This window comes from Serratia sp. JKS000199 (assembly GCF_900215455.1).
Classification (GTDB): Bacteria; Pseudomonadota; Gammaproteobacteria; order Enterobacterales; family Enterobacteriaceae; genus Serratia; species Serratia ureilytica.
This window is the reverse complement of sequence record NZ_LT907843.1, coordinates 4,415,270-4,435,059: the sequence shown is the minus strand read 5'-3', so window position 1 is coordinate 4,435,059 and position 19,790 is coordinate 4,415,270. Positions and strand designations below refer to the sequence as shown.

Genomic DNA, 19,790 nt, shown 5'->3' with positions numbered 1-19,790 from the left:
GCGCCAGGCCCCCTTTGGCCCAGCTGGAGTTCGTGATGAAACCTTCTATCGTATTGTACAAAAGCCTGCCCGCCGACCTGCGTGAACGTCTGGAACAACACTTCACCGTACACGCGTTCAACGGCCTGCAGCCGGAGAACCGCGAGGAACTGCGCCAGGCGTTGCAGCAGGCCGAAGGGATCATCGGTTCCGGCGGCAAAATTGACGAAGCCTTCCTGCAGCAGGCGCCCAAACTGCGCGCGGCTTCGACCGTTTCCGTCGGCTACGACAACTTCGACGTCGAGGCGCTCAACGCCCATAACGTGCTGTTGATGCACACCCCGACGGTGCTGACCGAAACCGTCGCCGACACCATCATGAGTCTGGTGCTGGCGACGGCGCGCCGGGTGGTAGAAGTGGCGGAACGGGTCAAGGCCGGCGAATGGCGCGGCAGCATCGGGCCGGACTGGTTCGGCGTCGACGTGCACCACAAAACCATCGGCATCCTCGGCATGGGCCGCATCGGCCTGGCGCTGGCGCAGCGCGCGCACTTCGGCTTCGGCATGCCGGTGCTGTACAACGCCCGCCGCACGCACGAAGAGGCGGAGCAACGCTTCAACGCCCGCCGCTGCGATCTGGATACCCTGCTGGCCGAGTCGGATTTCGTTTGCATCACGCTGCCGCTGACCGAACAAACTTTCCATCTGATCGGCCGCGATCAGCTGGCGAAGATGAAGAAAAGCGGCATTCTGATCAACGCCGGCCGCGGGCCGGTGGTGGATGAGCAGGCGCTGATCGAAGCGCTGCAAAACGGCGTGATCCACGCCGCGGGGTTGGATGTGTTCGAGAAGGAACCGCTGCCGGCCGACTCGCCGCTGCTCAGCATGCCGAACGTGGTGGCGTTGCCGCACATCGGCTCCGCCACCCATGAAACGCGCTACGGCATGGCCGCCTGCGCGGTGGATAACTTGATCGCGGCATTGACCGGCACGGTGAAAGAAAACTGCGTCAACCCGCAGCTGTTGCAGAAATAACTCAGCGCGGCCGGCGATCTGCGGATCGCCGGCCTCGCCGCTTTTTGCGGCTGTCGACGGAGTATTTTCACTCCGTCAAACTCACGGGCTTCCCCCTTATCTTGCTGACGACAAATTTGCCCACGTCGTCATTGGCGATCAGCATGACCAGCAGCAGCATCACCAACACCGCCAGTTTCATATGGCTGTAGGCTATCGACGGGTCAAAAGCCTCCAGCAACAGCGTAATGCAGGGTGAAACATTCACAATAATGTTGGTGGTCAAGGCGCTGGTGAGTTCAATACCCTTTTGCAGCATCCATAGCGGCAATATATTCCCTAATATGACGATGATCGGCAGGTACATCCAGAAGCTGGATTGCGTCGTTGCCAATACGCCTTCGCTCGGCAACATCAGCGCGCAAACGCCAATGAGCAAGGGAAATCTGAACGACTGAATATTGACGGCGTTAAACGCTTGTTTGGACAATGATTTTGCAATATAGGTGCCGACAGCCATACAGGTTGAGGTGACGAGACACACTAAGCCAAGCGCCAGAACAAATAGGGTGTTTGAATCGAAGGGGTTAAAACGCTGCCCTTTCACGGCCAATATCATCAGCACGGCGACAATAAAAGCCAGCATCACGGCTATAACGATGTTTTTTACACCCACCGAATTTCGGTTATAAATCTCAATGAAAACAGAAATGATCGGGCTCAGTCCAAAAAGCATGGCCACCAGAATGGAGGGCTCCGTCCATTTCAACCCAACGAAAAGCCCAACCCAAGCTCCCAGCGTAGAGATATTCAATAATAGAATTAACTTCCAGGCGTTGAGGCAAGCTCGCAGCTTGACGGGGAAAAACAGCACGGAGATCACAAAGAAACCGAGCCAGGTCAAGGTGAAAGTCCAAAACAATAATACGAACAGATCGATGCTCTGCAACAAACCTGAGAGAAAAACATCTATGGCCGCACCCAGGATGCAATATCCAAGAATGTACGTTGGGCCGGACGCCTTGATTTTACTGTTCATAGACTTCAAACATGCCCTTACTTTCAAGGCCAACGATATATTGATAGTCGGCATTGAGCTGATCGGCGCAACGGTGGCTTAACGCAATCCAGCCCGGAGAGCTGTAAACGTCCGTCGTGAGTTTTATTTCCTGATCAACATCCGGCAGATTTGATTTCTTGTAGGATGGCAAACCGGCGATGGTATCGACATGCTTAACAGCCTTGATAGTGCCAGCGCTAAAAGATATCAGCTCTTTAATTTTTAAATAGTTTAACGGTTTATATTCCTCTGCGACCGCTTCCAGGAATGCCTCGGTTGAACACACGCTCAGTACCAGTTCGTCAATCTGCGTGCGCTTCAACGCCAGGGATGACAACGCCGGAAAACCCGCGCCGTGCGGTCTGGCCCCGGTTTCAATTAGCGTCCAACCGTCTTTGGTTAAAAACAGTTCCGAGTGCGCTGCGCCAAACGTGATCCCTAAAGCATCCAGACAGCTAAAGATGTAATCTTTGAGCTGAGCGTGATTCTGCGCATCGAAGGAGGTCAGTTCGGTGAACTCACAGATGGAATCGGCCCCGTTGTAACTGCCCTTGCCCATCTTCCATATCGCACAGATCTTGTGACGGCCTTGATAACTGACAGTATCGACGACGTACTCTTCCCCCTCAATAAAAGGCTGCAGAATAATGACTTCATTTTTTAAATTGAGCTGATTGCTTTTTTTGAACAAATCACCCGAATGAGCTTCAACTTCTTCAACCGTTTTGCAAACAAAAACGGAGTCCGTGCCTGCGCTGTCAACGGGTTTTAGCACCAGCTTCCGGTATTTTTTAAACAGCTCGGTCGCATATTGCGTGGCGTCTTTAAGGGTAGTTAACCGGTGCGTGGGGATATGATTGATCGCGCTATTTTTCAGGCACTCCTGCATCAGGTATTTATTCCTGCGAGAACGGCTCGTGCCGGTATCGTTACCGGGCAGGTCCAGAAGCTCAGCCAGATGATCTGCGAGTTCAATGCCTGTTTCACAGCCTGCAATCACCGCGATAACATCATACTCTTGCAATTGATTGAGGATCTCATCCCCCGTGTATTGCAAACTGATAAAGAAATCATCCCCTCTGTAGCTATTCAGCAGCTTCGCCGGGATATCTTCTCGACTTTGAATGTGCGCGCACCCGTATCCTTTTTTATTGAATTCCGGTGCCACATCATTTCCGGATGAGTAGGCGTCAACGAGGATGACGATTTTTTTCGTGTCTTTGATGTCCATGCAGCGGGTTACTCCGTACTATAATCAGGGCCGAATATTAACGTTCGATTGTCTTGGCGTCGAATTTACGCTCGACGCCCTTTTACTTTATGAAGGGAACGTGTCAGCAAATTTGTGAGAAGTCGGTGCGTTCAATACTTTTAGCCAGGCTTGTCATTTCGCGATATTTATCAGATTTATCACCACCCGGCTGATAGATTCTATACCGCCAATAACGCCAAAGAGATGTCAGGATGGCGGCGTATTCCGTATAGGTTTTCAACACCTTAATTTCGCGCGCTTCAAGCATTCTTATAGAATTATAACCCGCGATGATATGCTTCGCTTTTTCCGGCGACAGCGTCCCATTGATGCCGCAGGTGCCGACAATCGCCATGGCGATATCGAAAACGGAGTGATAAATACAGGTCAACTCAAAATCTATCATGCCGACGAACTGCTCGCCTTCAAACAGCATATTGTCGTAGAAAAGATCGGAGTGGATGACAGAGGTAGGCAAGCCGCTGATGCGTTCTACGGCAAGATGCCTGAGTCTGTCTTTGGCCCAGCGCTCATAATCCTGATCGATATTGGCATCGAGGGCATCCATGAACTTTTTCTGCTCATAGAAGACTGAGTCTGTTAAGAAATTAGGGACGGGGATCGTATGCAGTTTCGCCATGGCAACGCCGAGCTGCCTGAGCATATGTTCGTTGAAATCCCGGCGGACGGCGCCATCCATATAGGTTCTTAATAGAGAGTGCTTGCCCCTTAATATAATTGAATAGCTTTCTTGCCCTTTGGGTTTGACCAGCAAGGAGGTCTCATAATCATGTGCTTCCAGCCATACCAGCGTCTTCGCCATGATCTCAACATCATCACGGCTTTGCTCTTCAATAATGCTGAAAACACAGCGGCCGATATCCGTTTCGAGGCAGTAATTGGTATTGCCAGATCCCATCCCCAAGAAGGCGCTGCTTTTTACCGTCAGCCCATAAAGAGATTCTATGCGGTGAACTTCATCACTATTCAACGTTGAGCCTGTTTGCATTTCTAATTCCATATCATTCACTTGAGCGCTTGATGCAAATCTTCATACAAGTCATTAACGTCTTCGATGCCGACTGACATTCGTATTAATTGCCTCGTAATCCCTGATTTTTTCTGCTCCTGCTCGCTAAGACTTCTGAACGACGATGAGGCCTGATAAGGCGAGTTCAGCGTGGTCTCCAAATCCCCCAAACTGTTGGAAGGGACGATGAGATTTAACTTCTTCTGAAAACTTGTCGCGTCAAACCGCGGGGCGATTTCAAAGCTGACCATGCCGCCGAACCCCCTCATTTGTTCGCGGGCTACGCTATGATTATGATGACTCGGCAACCCCGGATAGAACACGTTCGTCACATTAGGGTGCTCATTTAAACGGCTGGCCAGTTCCATCGCGTTGCGGTTAATGGCATTCATTCGAATGGCCAACGTGCGCAAGCTTCGCTCAAGCAGATGACATGACTGCGCGTTCAGACACCCGCCAAAGTCATTCATATATTCGGCCATTGCAGCAATGGACTCTTCACTGCCGACAGCCACGCCGCCTGACACATCGCCGTGGCCGCCCAAAAACTTGGTGGCGCTGTGCAATACCAAATCGACGCCATATTCCAGAGGGTTTTGGTTGATAGGCGTCGCCACGGTGTTATCAATAATGGTGAACACCCCCCGACTCTTGGCGAATCGAGTCAATAGCTCAATGTTCAGGATTTTAAGCAATGGATTTGTCGGTGTTTCGATATATATCATTCGCGTATTCGAATTGACTAATGCGATGATGCTCTCTACTTCACAACTCTCCGAAACGCTGTATGTGATGCCTAATTTTGCAAAATGATTCTGTACAAACTTGAGCGCACCTGAATACACGCCGTTTTGTAAAACAATATGGTCACCGGCTTTTAAATGCGAAAGCATCGCCGTCGCGAAAGCCGCCATACCGGAACTGAATACCAGAGCGGCCTCACCACCGCTTTCCAATGCGCACATCTTCTCGGCAACGGCGCGTTGATTGGGTAAGTTACCATGTCTTGGATAGACATCTTCTGTCATATCAAGATGCTTGTGAGAACTCGCGGAGAATAGCGGAGAAAGAATGCCACCATGCATTTCGTCGATAATGGTTCCGCTGTGAACGGCAAGAGTTTCTTTTGCTAACACGGTTACTGCCTATTTTCGAGTATCAGGAAGTGGGGGGCATGCCTTGAATAAAGGATCCCCCCGTTCATGTGAGTCTTTATTACGATGGGTTATTTGGCACCGCGAACATCGGGGTGAAATCGATTAATATGACATCGCGGAAGCCCACCTTACCGTGCCCATCCACATGAACCGGTTTCACCTGGTGCCAGACTAGATCATCAACGATGCCGATGGAGTCCAGCGGTTTGAGCATCGCCTCATTACACAGGATGTTCGTCTTGGTGTTATCTGTAATGATGTTCTCACCGCCAGAAACACCATCACGATTGATCAAATGTATCCAGGTGCAAGGCTCGCCATCCTTATGAAGTCGATTCGGTACGGAAATCCCCGGCGCATCAACCGTCGCTTTCATTCTGATGAAGTGAATGCCGACCTCCATGGGAATCGTGGAAGCATACTCATGTAACGGGGAGTTTTTAAAATCATGCAGGACAAGCGACGTGATCAGATTATTTGACAAAATTTCGTTTGGAACAGGCTGAAACTTCCTTGCCTCCTCAACGACTTCATCATTAAATCCGACATCTTGTTTGTAACTGTAGGCGTGTTCGGAAGATTGAGGAATCAAGAGATTAAAGCAAGGTAAAAGCACATATTTACTGTGCTGCCGATAGCGCCCCGCATTTTCACCGTAGGGATCCAGAGCAAGCGTATCGAAATGCCGCTGAATAATACTTAAGTCTGATTTTTGCGCATCGGTAAGGTTAAAGTCATCCGAAGCCAATTTGCAATACCCTACATCTGTCATCATGGGGTATGCGCTCACACGGCACTCAAGTGTGTTCTCAAACTCTTTAATGTTACCACGAATCATCGTGCAATCTTCCTTTTTACTCTGATTGGAATAACGACATATTGATGTTCACCGCAATGCTCATGAACATTGAACAGCAAATGCTTCCCTGTTTTTCAAGTGAAGTAATTCATCTCACAAATAAAAGAGCTTGATTATTTATTCTTTAAACTTCCTGCACGCTAAAAAGTGCGAAAGAGACTTTTATAGATTTCTTTTCCACTTATTTATCGAAACCAGACTTGCGCTGTTTTTCATTGCTACCTGACCTCATCTCACTTGTGCGCGGTGAGCGAAAGTCTACGCTGCATACGGGTTTTCAAATGACGCCAGGTGAATCGGCGCGAAACCTTTATCCTCCAACCCTACCCGCCTAATGGGCTGCGATGCCTGGCGATGCGCATCTGCCGGACACAGAGCGCCCTACCCTGGCGTTACGCCGCTAAATGCTATTTGCGGCTCCCTCGCGGGTAGTATGATTAGTGTTTTTTATACAAAATAGCCAATTTTCAGCAACGGCAACGTACATGCCCCATGCCGGCCAGCAGGAGACACCGCTCATCAAACCGATTACTCTGTAGATAGACAGGGACGAAACTGGCAATCAACCCATGGTCAGGCAAGTAAAATCGCCTTGAAAGCCGTGCTTTTGGCATGGCTTCATCCACGCTACCGCACTACTCATCCCTTTCCGAGCATTAGTTTAGATAATCTTTATTGTTAAGTTAAATTTAACGGATGCGGAAGTTACTCGATATGGTTATAAATTGCCATAGTGTTAATGAAATGCAGCGAAAAAGTGTGATCTGGGTCGGGACCGCAAAACCTGTGCCAACCCTAAGATCGCGTGGCTGAATCGCGTGGCTGAAAGGTTGAGGCGATAATGGCGTGGGCCGGCGAACGGTCACAATAATCCAGCGTAATATGCTGCTAATCGAACGCAGGGCAAAACTTGTGCCCACCGGTCGATTTGTCAGCCGCATTGCAGCGGGGTTTATCTGGCGGTATGGTGGGTGATTACCTGCTAAAAAACAGTACTGCTGCACCTATGACTTTCTCACTTTTCGGCGAAAAATTTACCCGTTATGCGGGCATTACCCGTTTGATGGACGACCTGAACGAAGGCCTGCGCACCCCCGGCGCCATCATGCTCGGCGGCGGCAACCCCGCACAGATCCCAGAGATGGAAGCCTATTTCAAACAGCTGTGCCAGGAGATGCTCGACCAGGGCAAACTGACCGAAGCGCTGTGCAACTACGACGGCCCGCAAGGCAAGGACGCGCTGCTGAAAGCGCTGGCCAATCTGCTGCGCGACGAGCTCGGCTGGGAGATCTCGCCACAGAATATTGCTCTGACTAATGGCAGCCAAAGCGCATTTTTCTACTTGTTCAACCTGTTCGCCGGCCGCTACGCCGACGGCTCGCGCCGCCGCGTGTTGTTCCCACTGGCGCCGGAATATATCGGCTATGCCGATGCCGGGCTGGATGAAGGGCTGTTCGTCTCCGCCAAACCGAACATCGAGCTGCTGCCGGACGGCCAGTTCAAGTATCACGTCGATTTCGAACATCTCACCATCGGCGATGACATCGGCATGATCTGCGTTTCACGGCCGACCAACCCGACCGGCAACGTGATCACCGACGAAGAGCTGATGAAGCTCGATCTGCTGGCGCAACAGCGCGATATTCCGCTGGTCATCGACAACGCCTACGGCGTGCCGTTCCCCGGCATCATCTTCAGCGACGCCACGCCGCTGTGGAACCCGAACACCATCCTGTGCATGAGCCTGTCCAAGCTCGGCCTGCCCGGCTCGCGCTGCGGCATCGTGATCGCCGACGAGAAGGTGATCACCGCGTTGACCAACATGAACGGCATCATCAGCCTGTCTCCAGGCAGCATGGGGCCGGCGATGGCGACGGAAATGATCGCGCGCGGCGATCTGCTGCGCCTGTCGAACGAGGTGATTCGCCCGTTCTACAAACAGCGCGTCGAGCACACCATCGAGATCATTCGCCGCTACCTGTCGCCGGAACGCTGCCTGATCCACAAACCGGAAGGGGCTATCTTCCTCTGGCTGTGGTTCAAGGATCTGCCGATCACCACCGAAGTGCTGTATCAGCGCCTGAAAAAGCGCGGCGTGCTGATGGTGCCCGGCCACTACTTCTTCCCGGGACTGGAGCATGAATGGCCACATACCCACCAGTGCATGCGCATGAACTACGTGCCCGATCCGGAGAAAATCGAGCGCGGCGTGGCTATTCTGGCGGAAGAGATCGAACGCGCACATCAGGAAGGCTAACGCCGACTGATTGAAAATCGACCGATAAAGATATACGATGCATATATCGTATATCTTTTTTGGAGGGCCAACGATGACTCGCATCGTGATCGATTTACCTGAAGAAGACCTGCGGCAGCTCGATAATCTGAAAAATATCCGCCACGTTCCCCGGGCCGAAATCATTCGTCAAGCAGTCTCCCGCTATCTGACGGAGAACCACGTGGAAGATCCCAGCAACGCTTTCGGGCTCTGGTCCGGGGCGATGGGAGATGGCGTGGAGTACGAAAATCGTCAGCGCGAGGAGTGGGAATAATGGTGGCTCAACGGGCGTTATTCGACACCAATATCCTGATCGATTATCTCAACGGCATTCCTCAAGCCAGGGACGTTCTGGTCGAGTATCACATCAATCCGGCCATCAGCGCCATCACCTGGATGGAAGTGATGGTAGGTGCTAAAAAACAGGGTCCGGCACTGGAGCTGAAAACACGTCAGTTTTTAGGGCAATTTCTGCTGCTGCCTATTACCGATGAAGTCGCCGAACGCGCCGTAGAACTGCGCCACTCACAGCATGTGAAACTGCCAGACGCCATTATCTGGGCCACCGCGCAGGTGGGATTCCGGATGCTCATCTCCCGCAACCCCAAAGATTTCGGCACTGACAATGGCGTGTTGATGCCTTATCGGCTGTAGACGATCCGCACTACAACGTCCAGAACAGCACCGCCAGCAGCTGCGGCGACATGATGCGCAGGAACATCGCCAGCGGATATACGGTGGCGTAAGACAGCGCGGCGGCGCCGCTGGTGGGATGCAGGCCGTTGGCGAACGCCAGCGCCGGCGGATCGGTCATCGACCCCGCCAACATGCCGGACAGCGTCAGATAGTTCATCTTGCCCACCGTGCGCGCCAGAATGCCGACGCTCAGCAGCGGAATGGCGGTGATCAACGCGCCATAACCAATCCATGTCAGCCCCTCGCCATGCAGCAACGTATCGATAAAATTGCCGCCCGATTTCAAACCGACCACCGCCAGAAACAGCACGATGCCCAGTTCGCGCAGCGCCAGGTTGGCGCTCGGCGGCATAAACCAGTACAGCTTGCCGATACTGCCGATGCGCCCCAGGATCAGCGCCGCCACCAACGGCCCGCCGGCCAGCCCCAGCCGCAATGCCGCCGGGAAGCCGGGCACAAACAGCGGAATGGAGCCCAGCAGCACCCCGAGGCCGATGCCGATAAAGACCGGCAGCATCTGCACCTGCTGCAGCTTTTGTTGGGCGTTGCCGACGATTGCCGTCACCGCGTCGATGGCCTCCGGCCGGCCGACCAGGTTGAGAATATCGCCAAACTGCAGCGTCACGTTGCTGCCGGCCACCAGCTCCACGCCGGCGCGGTTGAGGCGTGAAATCACCACGTCATATTTCTGCTTCAGGTTCAGATCGCGGATTTTTTTCCCCAGCACCTGCTCGTTGGTCACCGCCGCCCTCACTACCTGCAGCGCAGTGCCGCGCGTGGACAGCGAAGCGTCAACCTCTTCGCCGATCACCAGCCGGGCGTTCTCCAGATCTTCGCGTTTGCCCACCAGGTGCAGATAGTCGCCGAGCTCCAGCCGCTCATGCGGCGCCGGCACCATCAACAGCTCGCCGCGTTTGAGGCGCGAACAGACGATCGCTTCACCGTTGAGCAGCGGCACGCTTTTGATCGCCATGCCCTGCAGATTGGGGTTACGCACCGCCACGTTCATGGCGTGCAACAGCTCGCGCTGATTACCCAGGCTGCTTTCAAACGCCTGCGCCTCGCGCTCGATGTTGATGCGGAAAACCAATCGGATCAGCCACATCACCAGCAGGATGCCGCAAATGCCGAACGGATAGGCCATGGCGTAACCCATGCCCATGCCGTCCACCAACGCCGGATCGGAACCGAGATCGGTCAGGATTTGCTGACCGGCGCCCAGCGCCGGCGTGTTGGTGACCGCGCCGGAGAACACGCCGAGGATGATCGGCAGCGGCACGTCGAACAGCTTGTGCACCGCCGCCGCCACTGCGCCGCCGGTCAGCACCAGCAGCACCGCGAAGGCGTTGAGCCGCAGACCGGAGACGCGCAGCGAAGAGAAGAAGCCGGGGCCAACCTGAATGCCGATGGTGTAAACGAACAGGATCAGGCCAAACTCCTGGATGAAGTGCAGCATGTCCCCGTTCAGGCTGATTTGCCCGCTCTGGGCGAAGTGGCCGACCAGGATGCCGCCGAACAGCACGCCGCCAATCCCCAGCCCGACACCGTACAGCTTCCAGTTCCCCATCCACAGCCCAATGACGGCCGCCAACGCCAACATGCTGACGGTCAGGGCGATATCGCTCATAGGTCACATCCTTGCCAAAGTTGAACATGGGGTTTGCGGACATAGACACACAATTAACAAGGATTATGGCATCGGGCAGACGGGGGGACTGTGGCGTGCGCCACATAACGCAACGGGGGAGATCCGTCTGGATCTCCCCCGCATGATGATGACCGTTTTTCAGTCGGTTATTTGGCTTCCAGCTCCGGCGTCGCGCCGATGGCGATGCGCTGAGGCTGCAAGGCTTCCGGAACCTGACGCACCAGATCGATGTGCAACAGGCCATTTTCAAATTTGGCCTCGGACACCTGCAGGTGTTCCGCCAGAGTGAAGGTCAGCTGGAACTCTTTGCACACCAGCCCCTGATGCAGGTACTCGACCTGTTTTTCCGGCGGCGTGGGTTTACCGCTGACGGTCAGCCGCGGCCCTTCCACTTCGATATTCAGTTCGCTCTGCCGGAAACCGGCCAGCGCCAGAGAAATGCGGTAGTGATTGTCATCGCTTTTCTCGATATTATACGGCGGGAACCCCTGGGGTTCCTGGCCCCCCATGGAACTGGCCAGTTTATCAAAACCAATCCATTGACGCAGAAGCGGGGATAGATCGTAATTACGCATAGGAACAACTCCTTTCATTAAGCGAGATGTGTTTATTCAGCCCCCTGACGGCAGGCGGATTATTACTGCATATTTGCCGACAGCGTTCCTGCCGGCGAAAACGGAATTATTTAATTTCGATACGGCGCGGTTTTAATGTTTCCGGCACGATGCGCTGCATATCGATATACAGCAGACCGTTCTCCAGTTTGGCGCCTTTAATTTGAATATGTTCGGCCAGCTGGAATTTACGCTCGAAATTACGCTCAGCGATGCCCTGATATAAATAGGTTTTTTCTGCCGGTTCGTTATTGTGCGCACCGCGCACGATCAGCAGATTATCTTGCGTGGTGATCTCCAGCTCCTGCTCGGCAAACCCGGCTACCGCAATGGCGATGCGATAATGATTTTCGTCCACCAGCTCGACATTATAAGGGGGATAACCGCCGTTGCCCTGGCTCTGGCCGGCCTCCAGCGCGTTGAACAGGCGATCGAAACCAATGGCGGAACGGTATAGCGGAGAAAGATCGAAATTACGCATAAAACAGCCTCCTAAGGCACTTCAGCGAGGTTGAAATAAATACGCCTTCCATTCTGGACAGGCTAATTAAGCCAGAATTCCCTTACGGCAAATTCTCAATCCGGCTCTGATGATAAAATGGGGGTTGATTTCATCAATTCAACGGGCGAGGATCAAAAAAAGCGCTTTTCGGTTAGGTGAAAGTTTTTTTACCACTTACACTAAAGTGAGAGAGCCGCCACAGAGCGGGATTTTGCTTCTTTTAAAGCAGCAACAGGATGTTATAAATCAGCTTAATTTAGGGGCACAGCAACCCTGCAGGATGGATTAATGACGACGATGAAAGCGATAGCGACGGGCTGCATGTTGTTGGCGACCAGCGGTTGCTCCAGCGTGATGAGCCATACCGGCCCGAATCAGGGTTACTATCCCGGCACCCGCGCCAGCGTGGACATGCTGAAGGACGACAACACCAGCTGGGCGATGATGCCGCTGGTGGCGCTGGATCTGCCGTTCTCCGCAGTGATGGATACCGTGCTGCTGCCTTACGACTATCTGCGTTCAGGCAATGACGCCACCGCAGACTCGCCAAAAGCGCGCATCCTGCGCAGCGAGCAGCAGAATCTGGCGGCAACCGGCAACCCCGGCGAGGGCAACGACAGCACCGCCACACACTAATCTCGCACGCAGCGGGCCATCAGGCCCGCCTTACGCCTCAACCACAAAGATCTGGTTGAATCCGGCAATCTCGCGCATAAATGCCACTTTCTTGCCATCCGGCGAAAACACCACGGCATCCCCCGACGGCGGCTGCACGCTGCGCTGCGTTAAACGCTGCAGGCGGCCGCTGGCGACCTCACACAGCATCACGCTGTTGTCACACACCAGGGCTATCGTCCCGCCCTGCGGGTGCCAGCTGAACGCCGACTGGATGTCATGCTCGCCGCGGCTGACCTGGCGCGGCTCACCGCCGTTCGGCGACACCGTCCACAGTTGCACCACGCCGCCGTCATCCTTCATCAGAAAAGCTATCTGGCTGCCGTCCGGCGAGCTGCGCAGCCAATGGCGCGGCGCACCGACCACGCCCGGAAAACGGCGTTCACCGGTAAAGGTCACCCGCCGCTGCCTGACGCCAAGCGGCGGCGCCGGCAGCTCGCTTTCCGTCCCCTGCAGCGGCACCGTGCCGGCCCTGGCGTAGTCGGCGTCGTTCTCCGGCAGATCGACGATAAACACCTCCGGCAGTTTCTCGCCGGCGGCGGACAGCGTATCGCCGATGAACGCCAGCGCCCAACGTTGCCGACTGCCGTCGGCCTTACGGTAGCCTTCGCGGCCAATCCAGCCTTCTTCGTAGGCGCGATTGATCTGATCGCTGCCCGGCTGCGGCTGCGGCACGGTCTCGCTAACCAGCACGCAATAGTGGCTGCCGTCATATTCACGGGGATGCTGTTTCGGCGGATTGACCCCGTGCAGCGGCACGGCCACGCCGACGTTGCGCAGATCGCGCGCCGGATCGCATTCATGCATCACGTGATCGTTGTAGGTAAAGCTGAGGCGGCTGCCGTCCGGGCTGAAAACGTGCACATGGCTGCCGCCGCGCAGCGCGCCGGGCGTGTAGGGCGCCGTGATATCCAGCGCGTCGAGGGTAATGGCCAACTCGCGATCCGGTTCGCTGACGATCACCCCGCGGCGGTGATGAAAATCATACTGCCAGGCGCTGTCCGGGTGTTCCGGGCCGTGGATGAAGACGTAACGCGCCGGCGCATCGGGGCTGACCGTGACCACGCCGACGTGTGCGCCGTGCTGGGCGCGATAAACCACTTCCACCGCGCCGCTGGCGACGTTAACCCGCTCGATGCTCAGGCCGGTGAAAGAGGCGCCGCGCGGGCGCACGTCATAAGCCAGCCATTGGCTGTCCGGCGTCCAGACGTTGATATTGGTTAACTGATGCCCGCGTGGGTCGAAAGTCAGTTGTTTTTCCCGATGGCTCATGGCGGCTCTCCTGCGCATGCTGGCACTGAACGGCCATCTTACCGGATCGGCAGCCGCGTTTCATATGGCCGGCGAGGACGAGCCGGGGGCTTTCCCGCGTCGAAATTTCCATGAGACTTATCCGTTAAGCCTATCGACGACGCCGGCAGGAAATAAACGCCCGGCTAGCCGGCCCCATTCCTGATGGGGAAACTCAACGACGCCCAAACGGTATAAGTAAAGGAAGCGAGCATTATTTTATTGATTATCCTTCTCCTCATTAAATACGCCCACATCGGCACCTTACTTAACGCAAATAAATAAAAAATTGTGCCGCTAAACGCCCAGTAATGTTTATTTTCACCGCATACGCGATGCCGTACCCCCGCCATTTCCGCTTTCTGGCCGGGTTGCCCGACGGGGTTTACAATCCATACAAAAAAGTACAAACTGGATTTTAAGTCTAAAAAATCCGGAGCCGGTATGAACCCCCTTTTCGATGCCATTGTTTCTGCCCATCAGCAACTGCGCCCTCAGGTGCGAGTCACGCCATTGGAGCGCAGCGTGCTGCTTTCTCAGCAATTGGGTTGCGAGCTGTATTTGAAATGCGATCACCTGCAGCACACCGGTTCCTTTAAATTTCGCGGCGCCAGCAACAAGCTGCGGCTGCTGGATAACGCGCAACGCCGGCGCGGCGTGATCGCCGCCTCTACCGGCAACCACGGTCAGGCCGTCGCTTTGGCGGGGCAACTGATGGGCGTTGGCGTCACGGTTTATGCGCCGGAGACGGCGGCGAGCATCAAGCTCGACACCATTCGCGCGTTGGGCGGCACCGTGGAATTGGTGCCGGGCGATGCGCTGAACGCCGAACTGGCGGGGGAACAGGCCGCACGCGAACAGGGGAAAACCTATATCTCGCCGTATAACGACGAGCAGGTGATCGCCGGCCAGGGCACCTGCGGCATGGAGCTGGTTGAACAGCTCACCGATCTGGACGCCGTGTTCGTGGCGGTCGGCGGCGGGGGTTATATCGCCGGCATCGGCACCGTTCTGCGGCAACTGTCGCCGAACACGCAGCTTATCGCCTGCTGGCCGGAAAACGCCACCAGCCTGTACAGCGCGCTGGAAGCGGGCCATATCTTCCCGGTGGAAGAGCAAGAAACCCTGTCCGACGGCACCGCCGGCGGCGTCGAGCCGGGCGCCGTGACCTTTCCGCTGTGCCAACAGCTGATCGACCGCAAAGTGCTGGTCAGCGAGGCGGAGATTAAACACGCGATGCGCCGGATAGCCGCCAGCGATCGCTGGATTATCGAAGGCGCGGCCGGCGTGGCGCTGGCGGCGGCGATCAAACTGGCGCCGGAATACCAGGGTAAAAAGGTGGCGGTGGTGCTGTGCGGCAAGAACATCGTGCTGGAGAAATACCTCAAGGCCATCGCCGATGCACATCCTTAATCGGCAGCAAATCCTCGCCGCGTTCGATGCCGAGACCATAACGCCGCTGCTGAAGCAGGGTTTTATCGCCTACTCGCAACAGCGGGTGCAACAGCCGCCGGTGCAGCATTTCCTGTTCGAGCGGGCCGACGGCGACTGCTGCATCAAGTCCGCCTGGTTGGAAGGCGACGAACTGTTCGTGGTCAAGATTTCTACCGGTTTCTATCGCAATGCCGAACACGGCCTGCCGAGCAATCAGGGGCTGATGATGGCGTTCTCCGCCCAAACCGGCGAGCCGCAGGCGCTGCTGCAAGATGAAGGTTGGCTGACCGCGCTGCGCACCGCCCTGGCCGGCCGCATCGTCGCCGAGCTGTGCGCGCCGCCGCATATTCAGGCGATCGGCATTGTCGGCACGGGCCTGCAGGCGCGGCTGCAGCTGCAATGCCTGAAACCGGTGACCGATTGCCGCGAGGTGTGGGTGTGGGGGCGAGACGAACAGGCGCTGGCGGCGTATCGGCGCGATACCGAAGCCGAGGGTTTTCGGGTGCGGGTTACGCAGAATGCGGCGGAACTGGCGGCGCACTGTCAGCTGATCGTGACCACCACGCCCAGCCGCGAACCGATATTGCAGGCGGCGGATATTCGGCCCGGTACGCACATCACCGCCGTGGGCGCCGACACGCCCGGCAAGCAGGAACTGGCGACCGAGCTGGTGGCCCGCGCAGACGCGCTGCTGGTCGATGCGCTGACGCAGTGTGCGGACTATGGCGAGATCGCGACGGCTTATCGGCAAAATAGGCTGATTTCAACGCCGATCGTCGAAATTGGCGCCGTCTTGGCGCAGGGAGGGCGGGTACGACGCGAGCCGCAGCACATCACCATCGCCGATCTCACCGGCTTGGCGATTCAGGATCTGCAGATCGCCAAAGGGGTGTTGGCGAAAGTATAAAGGGGCGCCGCAGCGCCCCGCGTTATCAGGCGTTGAGCACGAACTTCTCGATAGCGCGCGCCACGCCGTCTTCGGTATTGGCGCTGGTGACAAACTGCGCCACCGCTTTCAGCTCGGGAATGGCATTGCCCATCGCCACGCCGACGCCGGCATATTCGATCATCGCCGTATCATTGGCCTGATCCCCCAGCGTCATGATGTTCTCCCGCGCCACGCCGAGATGCTCGGCCAGCATTCTCACCCCGGCGCCTTTATCGACGTTTTTGTGCAGGATCTCGAGGAAATAAGGCGCGCTTTTCAGGATGGTGTAACGCGCGCGCGTTTCCGCCGGGATGCGCGCGATGGCGCGGTCCAGCAGCTCCGGCTCGTCGATCATCATCACTTTCGGGAAACGCATCTGGCGATCCATCTCTTCCACGCTGCGGTATTTCAGCGGAATACCGGTCATTTCCGCCTCGTGTATGGTGTACTTGCCGATGTCCTTGTTCGGGGTATACAGGGTATCGAAATCAAACGCCTGGAAGTGAACGCCGAACTCGCGCGCCATCTGCTCGAAATGCAGATAATCCTCAAAGCCCAGCGTTTCTTGCAGAATGCAGGCGCCGTCGACCGCACGCAGCACCAGCGCGCCGTTATAGGTGATACAGAAATCGCCGGGGCCCTGAATGTCCAACTGGCGCAGATAATCCTGCACGCCGACATAAGGCCGCCCGGTGGCCAGCACCACGTGTACCCCTTTGCGCCGCGCCGCCGCGATAGCCTGCTTTACCGCCGGCGTGATTTGGTGCTGCGGATCCAGCAACGTGCCGTCCATGTCGATCGCAATCAGTTCAATAGCCATTCAACGCTTCTCCCAGTGGTTTTTATTCATGCTAACGCGTTTCAGCCTCGGCTGTCAGCGCCAAAAAAGGCCAAAAAAAAATCCGCGCGGGTCGCCCGGCGCGGATTTTCACAGCCATTAACGCATCAGATATCGATGTTCGCCGCTTTCAGGGCGTTTTCTTCGATAAAGGCGCGACGCGGTTCAACCGCATCGCCCATCAGCGTGGTGAACAGCTGATCGGCAGCGATGGCGTCCTTGACGGTCACGCGCAGCATGCGGCGGCTTTCCGGATCCATGGTGGTTTCCCACAGCTGCTCCGGGTTCATCTCGCCCAGACCTTTATAACGCTGCACCGACAGGCCGCGGCGCGACTCTTTCACCAGCCACTCCAGCGCCTGTTCGAAGCTGTCTACCGGCTGACGGCGTTCGCCGCGCTCAATGAACGCGCCCTCTTCGATCAGCCCGCGCAGCTGCTCGCCCAGCTGGCAGATCTTGCGGTATTCACCGCCGTGGATGAAATCGAAGTCCAGCTTATAGTCGGTATCCACGCCGTGGGTACGGATGCGCAACGCCGGCTCGAACATCTGGCGCTCGCGGTTCTCGAAGATCACGAAGTCATAGCTGCTGCCGTGCTGCTCTTTGTCGTTCAGCGCCTGCACCAGCGACGCGATCCAGGTTTTCACCTTGGCTTCATCGCTGAGATCGCCTTCGTTCAGCGTCGGCTGGTAGATCAGGCTGTTCAGCAGCGCGCGCGGGTAGCGGCGCTCCATGCGGCCAATCAGCTTCTGCACGCCGTAGTGCTCGGCCACCAGTTTCTCCAACTGCTCGCCGCCGAGCGCCGGTGCGCTGGCATTGGTGTGCAGCGTAGCGCCATCCATCGCGATGGCGATCTGATACTGATCCATCGCCTCGTCATCTTTGATGTACTGCTCCTGCTTGCCTTTCTTCACCTTGTACAGCGGCGGCTGTGCGATGAACACGTGGCCACGCTCGATGATTTCCGGCATCTGGCGGTAGAAGAAGGTCAACAGCAGCGTACGGATGTGCGAACCGTCGACGTCGGCATCGGTCATGATGATGATGCTGTGGTAACGCAGCTTGTCCGGGCTGTACTCGTCGCGGCCGATGCCGCAACCCAGCGCGGTGATCAGCGTCGCCACTTCCTGCGAAGAGAGCATTTTGTCGAAACGCGCTTTCTCGACGTTGAGGATTTTCCCCTTCAGCGGCAAGATAGCCTGATTCTTGCGGTTGCGCCCCTGCTTGGCAGAGCCGCCCGCGGAGTCCCCTTCCACCAGGTACAGTTCGGACAGCGCCGGATCGCGTTCCTGGCAGTCCGCCAGTTTGCCCGGCAGGCCGGCCAGATCCAGCGCGCCTTTGCGGCGGGTCATCTCACGCGCTTTACGCGCCGCTTCGCGCGCGCGCGCCGCGTCGATGATTTTGCCGACCACGATTTTCGCGTCGCCCGGATTCTCCATCAGGTAATCCACCAGCTTCTCGTTCATCAGCGTTTCAACCGCGGTTTTCACCTCGGAAGAGACCAGCTTGTCCTTGGTCTGAGAAGAGAACTTCGGATCCGGCACCTTCACCGACACCACGGCGATCAGGCCTTCACGCGCGTCATCGCCGGTGGCGCTGACCTTGGCCTTCTTGCTGTAGCCTTCCTTCTCCATGTAGCTGTTCAGCGTACGGGTCATCGCGGTACGGAAACCGACCAGGTGCGTGCCGCCGTCGCGCTGCGGAATGTTGTTGGTGAAGCAGTAGATGTTTTCCTGGAAACCGTCGTTCCACTGCAGCGCCACTTCCACGCCGATGTCGTCTTTCACGGTGGAGAAGTAGAACACGTTCGGGTGAATCGGGGTTTTGTTCTTGTTCAGGTACTCGACAAACGCCTTGATGCCGCCTTCGTAATGGAAGTGGTCTTCACGGTCGGTGCGCTTGTCCTTCAGGCGAATAGACACGCCGGAGTTGAGGAAGGACAGCTCGCGCAGACGCTTGGCCAGAATGTCGTACTCGAATTCGGTCACATTGGTGAAAGTTTGGTGACTCGGCCAGAAGCGCACCATGGTGCCGGTCTGCTCGGTTTCGCCCACCACGTTCAGCGGCGCCTGCGGCTCGCCGTGGCTGTAAGTTTGTTCGTGCACTTTGCCTTCGCGGCGGATCACCAGCTCCAGTTTCTCCGACAGGGCGTTAACCACCGAGACGCCCACGCCGTGCAGGCCGCCGGAAACTTTATAGGAGTTGTCGTCGAATTTACCGCCGGCGTGCAGCACGGTCATGATGACCTCTGCGGCTGAAACCCCTTCTTCCGGGTGAATGCCGGTCGGAATGCCGCGGCCATCATCCTGCACCGATACCGAGTTGTCGGCATGGATGGTGACCTGAATGTCACTACAGTGGCCCGCGAGCGCTTCGTCGATAGCGTTGTCCACAACCTCGAATACCATGTGGTGCAGACCGGTGCCGTCATCGGTATCGCCGATATACATGCCCGGGCGCTTGCGCACCGCATCCAGCCCTTTTAATACCTTGATACTTGAGGAGTCATAAGAATTCGACATCAACGTTTCTCGCTC

Annotated in this window: 18 protein-coding genes; 7 read left to right on the top strand and 11 right to left on the bottom strand. The window is 56.2% G+C overall.

The genetic code is table 11. From position 1 onward, the window contains the following. The first annotated feature begins 35 nt into the window (after positions 1 to 35). The gene (gene ghrB / locus CPH57_RS21020) at positions 36 to 1,013 is read left to right on the top strand and encodes a glyoxylate/hydroxypyruvate reductase GhrB (protein ID WP_033645132.1); all 978 of its coding nucleotides are present in this window, start codon (positions 36 to 38) and stop codon (positions 1,011 to 1,013) included. A 67-nt stretch (positions 1,014 to 1,080) separates the two neighbouring features. Here the strand turns inward: ghrB and CPH57_RS21015 are convergent, their stop codons facing one another. The 5 genes from CPH57_RS21015 to CPH57_RS20995 form a co-directional block, all read right to left on the bottom strand. Continuing rightward, positions 1,081 to 2,031, bottom strand: a complete 951-nt coding sequence (locus CPH57_RS21015; protein ID WP_096242698.1) for a hypothetical protein — start codon at positions 2,029 to 2,031, stop codon at positions 1,081 to 1,083. After that, positions 2,021 to 3,283, bottom strand: a complete 1,263-nt coding sequence (locus CPH57_RS21010) for an ATP-grasp domain-containing protein (RefSeq protein ID WP_060660114.1) — start codon at positions 3,281 to 3,283, stop codon at positions 2,021 to 2,023. The genes CPH57_RS21015 and CPH57_RS21010 overlap by 11 nt, the downstream gene beginning before the upstream one ends. Before the next feature lie 103 nt (positions 3,284 to 3,386). After that, positions 3,387 to 4,325 carry a phosphotransferase gene (locus tag CPH57_RS21005; RefSeq protein ID WP_080273428.1) on the bottom strand — a complete coding sequence of 313 codons (939 nt, stop codon included), beginning with the start codon at positions 4,323 to 4,325 and terminating at the stop codon, positions 3,387 to 3,389. A gap of 5 nt (positions 4,326 to 4,330) precedes the next feature. Next, positions 4,331 to 5,470: a PLP-dependent aspartate aminotransferase family protein gene (locus CPH57_RS21000; protein ID WP_046687995.1), complete on the bottom strand. Its 1,140-nt coding sequence runs from the start codon at positions 5,468 to 5,470 to the stop codon at positions 4,331 to 4,333. 79 nt (positions 5,471 to 5,549) lie between these two features. Next, positions 5,550 to 6,329, bottom strand: coding sequence for a 2OG-Fe dioxygenase family protein (locus CPH57_RS20995; RefSeq protein WP_033645137.1), 780 nt, complete (start codon positions 6,327 to 6,329; stop codon positions 5,550 to 5,552). Positions 6,330 to 7,356: 1,027 nt separating this feature from the next. Here CPH57_RS20995 and CPH57_RS20990 point away from each other — a divergent pair. The 3 genes from CPH57_RS20990 to CPH57_RS20980 all read left to right on the top strand — a co-directional run bounded on the left by CPH57_RS20990 (position 7,357) and on the right by CPH57_RS20980 (position 9,282). Then, positions 7,357 to 8,607 (top strand): valine--pyruvate transaminase, encoded by a 1,251-nt coding sequence (locus CPH57_RS20990; protein WP_033645138.1) that lies wholly within the window; start codon positions 7,357 to 7,359, stop codon positions 8,605 to 8,607. Positions 8,608 to 8,680: 73 nt separating this feature from the next. Further along, on the top strand, positions 8,681 to 8,902 hold the full coding sequence (locus CPH57_RS20985; RefSeq protein WP_025304767.1) for a ribbon-helix-helix domain-containing protein: 222 nt from the start codon (positions 8,681 to 8,683) through the stop codon (positions 8,900 to 8,902). Continuing rightward, positions 8,902 to 9,282 carry a type II toxin-antitoxin system VapC family toxin gene (locus tag CPH57_RS20980; protein WP_025304766.1) on the top strand — a complete coding sequence of 127 codons (381 nt, stop codon included), beginning with the start codon at positions 8,902 to 8,904 and terminating at the stop codon, positions 9,280 to 9,282. Before CPH57_RS20985 ends, CPH57_RS20980 begins: the two co-directional genes overlap by 1 nt. A gap of 10 nt (positions 9,283 to 9,292) precedes the next feature. Here the strand turns inward: CPH57_RS20980 and CPH57_RS20975 are convergent, their stop codons facing one another. The 3 genes from CPH57_RS20975 to ibpA form a co-directional block, all read right to left on the bottom strand. Next, entirely contained in the window at positions 9,293 to 10,951 is a 1,659-nt protein-coding gene (locus CPH57_RS20975) for a putative transporter (protein WP_033652317.1), read from the bottom strand. A 167-nt stretch (positions 10,952 to 11,118) separates the two neighbouring features. After that, complete coding sequence (ibpB, locus tag CPH57_RS20970) at positions 11,119 to 11,547, bottom strand: small heat shock chaperone IbpB (protein WP_004933922.1); 429 nt, start codon at positions 11,545 to 11,547, stop codon at positions 11,119 to 11,121. Positions 11,548 to 11,653: 106 nt separating this feature from the next. After that, on the bottom strand, positions 11,654 to 12,067 hold the full coding sequence (gene ibpA, locus CPH57_RS20965) for a small heat shock chaperone IbpA (protein ID WP_004933919.1): 414 nt from the start codon (positions 12,065 to 12,067) through the stop codon (positions 11,654 to 11,656). Positions 12,068 to 12,376: 309 nt separating this feature from the next. Between ibpA and CPH57_RS20960 the strand changes: the two genes are divergently transcribed. Further along, the gene (locus CPH57_RS20960; protein WP_016929593.1) at positions 12,377 to 12,724 is read left to right on the top strand and encodes a YceK/YidQ family lipoprotein; all 348 of its coding nucleotides are present in this window, start codon (positions 12,377 to 12,379) and stop codon (positions 12,722 to 12,724) included. Positions 12,725 to 12,754: 30 nt separating this feature from the next. Here CPH57_RS20960 and CPH57_RS20955 read toward each other — a convergent pair whose 3' ends face one another. Continuing rightward, positions 12,755 to 14,035: a DUF3748 domain-containing protein gene (locus CPH57_RS20955; protein WP_033645140.1), complete on the bottom strand. Its 1,281-nt coding sequence runs from the start codon at positions 14,033 to 14,035 to the stop codon at positions 12,755 to 12,757. Between the two features lie 462 nt (positions 14,036 to 14,497). On the opposite strand from CPH57_RS20955, the gene CPH57_RS20950 reads away from it, so the two are divergent. After that, positions 14,498 to 15,466, top strand: coding sequence for a threonine/serine dehydratase (locus CPH57_RS20950; protein ID WP_033645141.1), 969 nt, complete (start codon positions 14,498 to 14,500; stop codon positions 15,464 to 15,466). Next, complete coding sequence (locus tag CPH57_RS20945; protein ID WP_033645142.1) at positions 15,453 to 16,394, top strand: ornithine cyclodeaminase family protein; 942 nt, start codon at positions 15,453 to 15,455, stop codon at positions 16,392 to 16,394. The genes CPH57_RS20950 and CPH57_RS20945 overlap by 14 nt, the downstream gene beginning before the upstream one ends. A 25-nt stretch (positions 16,395 to 16,419) precedes the next feature. On the opposite strand, the gene yidA is transcribed toward CPH57_RS20945, so the two are convergent. Continuing rightward, complete coding sequence (yidA, locus tag CPH57_RS20940) at positions 16,420 to 17,235, bottom strand: sugar-phosphatase (RefSeq protein WP_033645143.1); 816 nt, start codon at positions 17,233 to 17,235, stop codon at positions 16,420 to 16,422. Between the two features lie 125 nt (positions 17,236 to 17,360). Further along, positions 17,361 to 19,775: a DNA topoisomerase (ATP-hydrolyzing) subunit B gene (gene gyrB, locus CPH57_RS20935; RefSeq protein ID WP_004933898.1), complete on the bottom strand. Its 2,415-nt coding sequence runs from the start codon at positions 19,773 to 19,775 to the stop codon at positions 17,361 to 17,363. Positions 19,776 to 19,790: the final 15 nt, after the last annotated feature.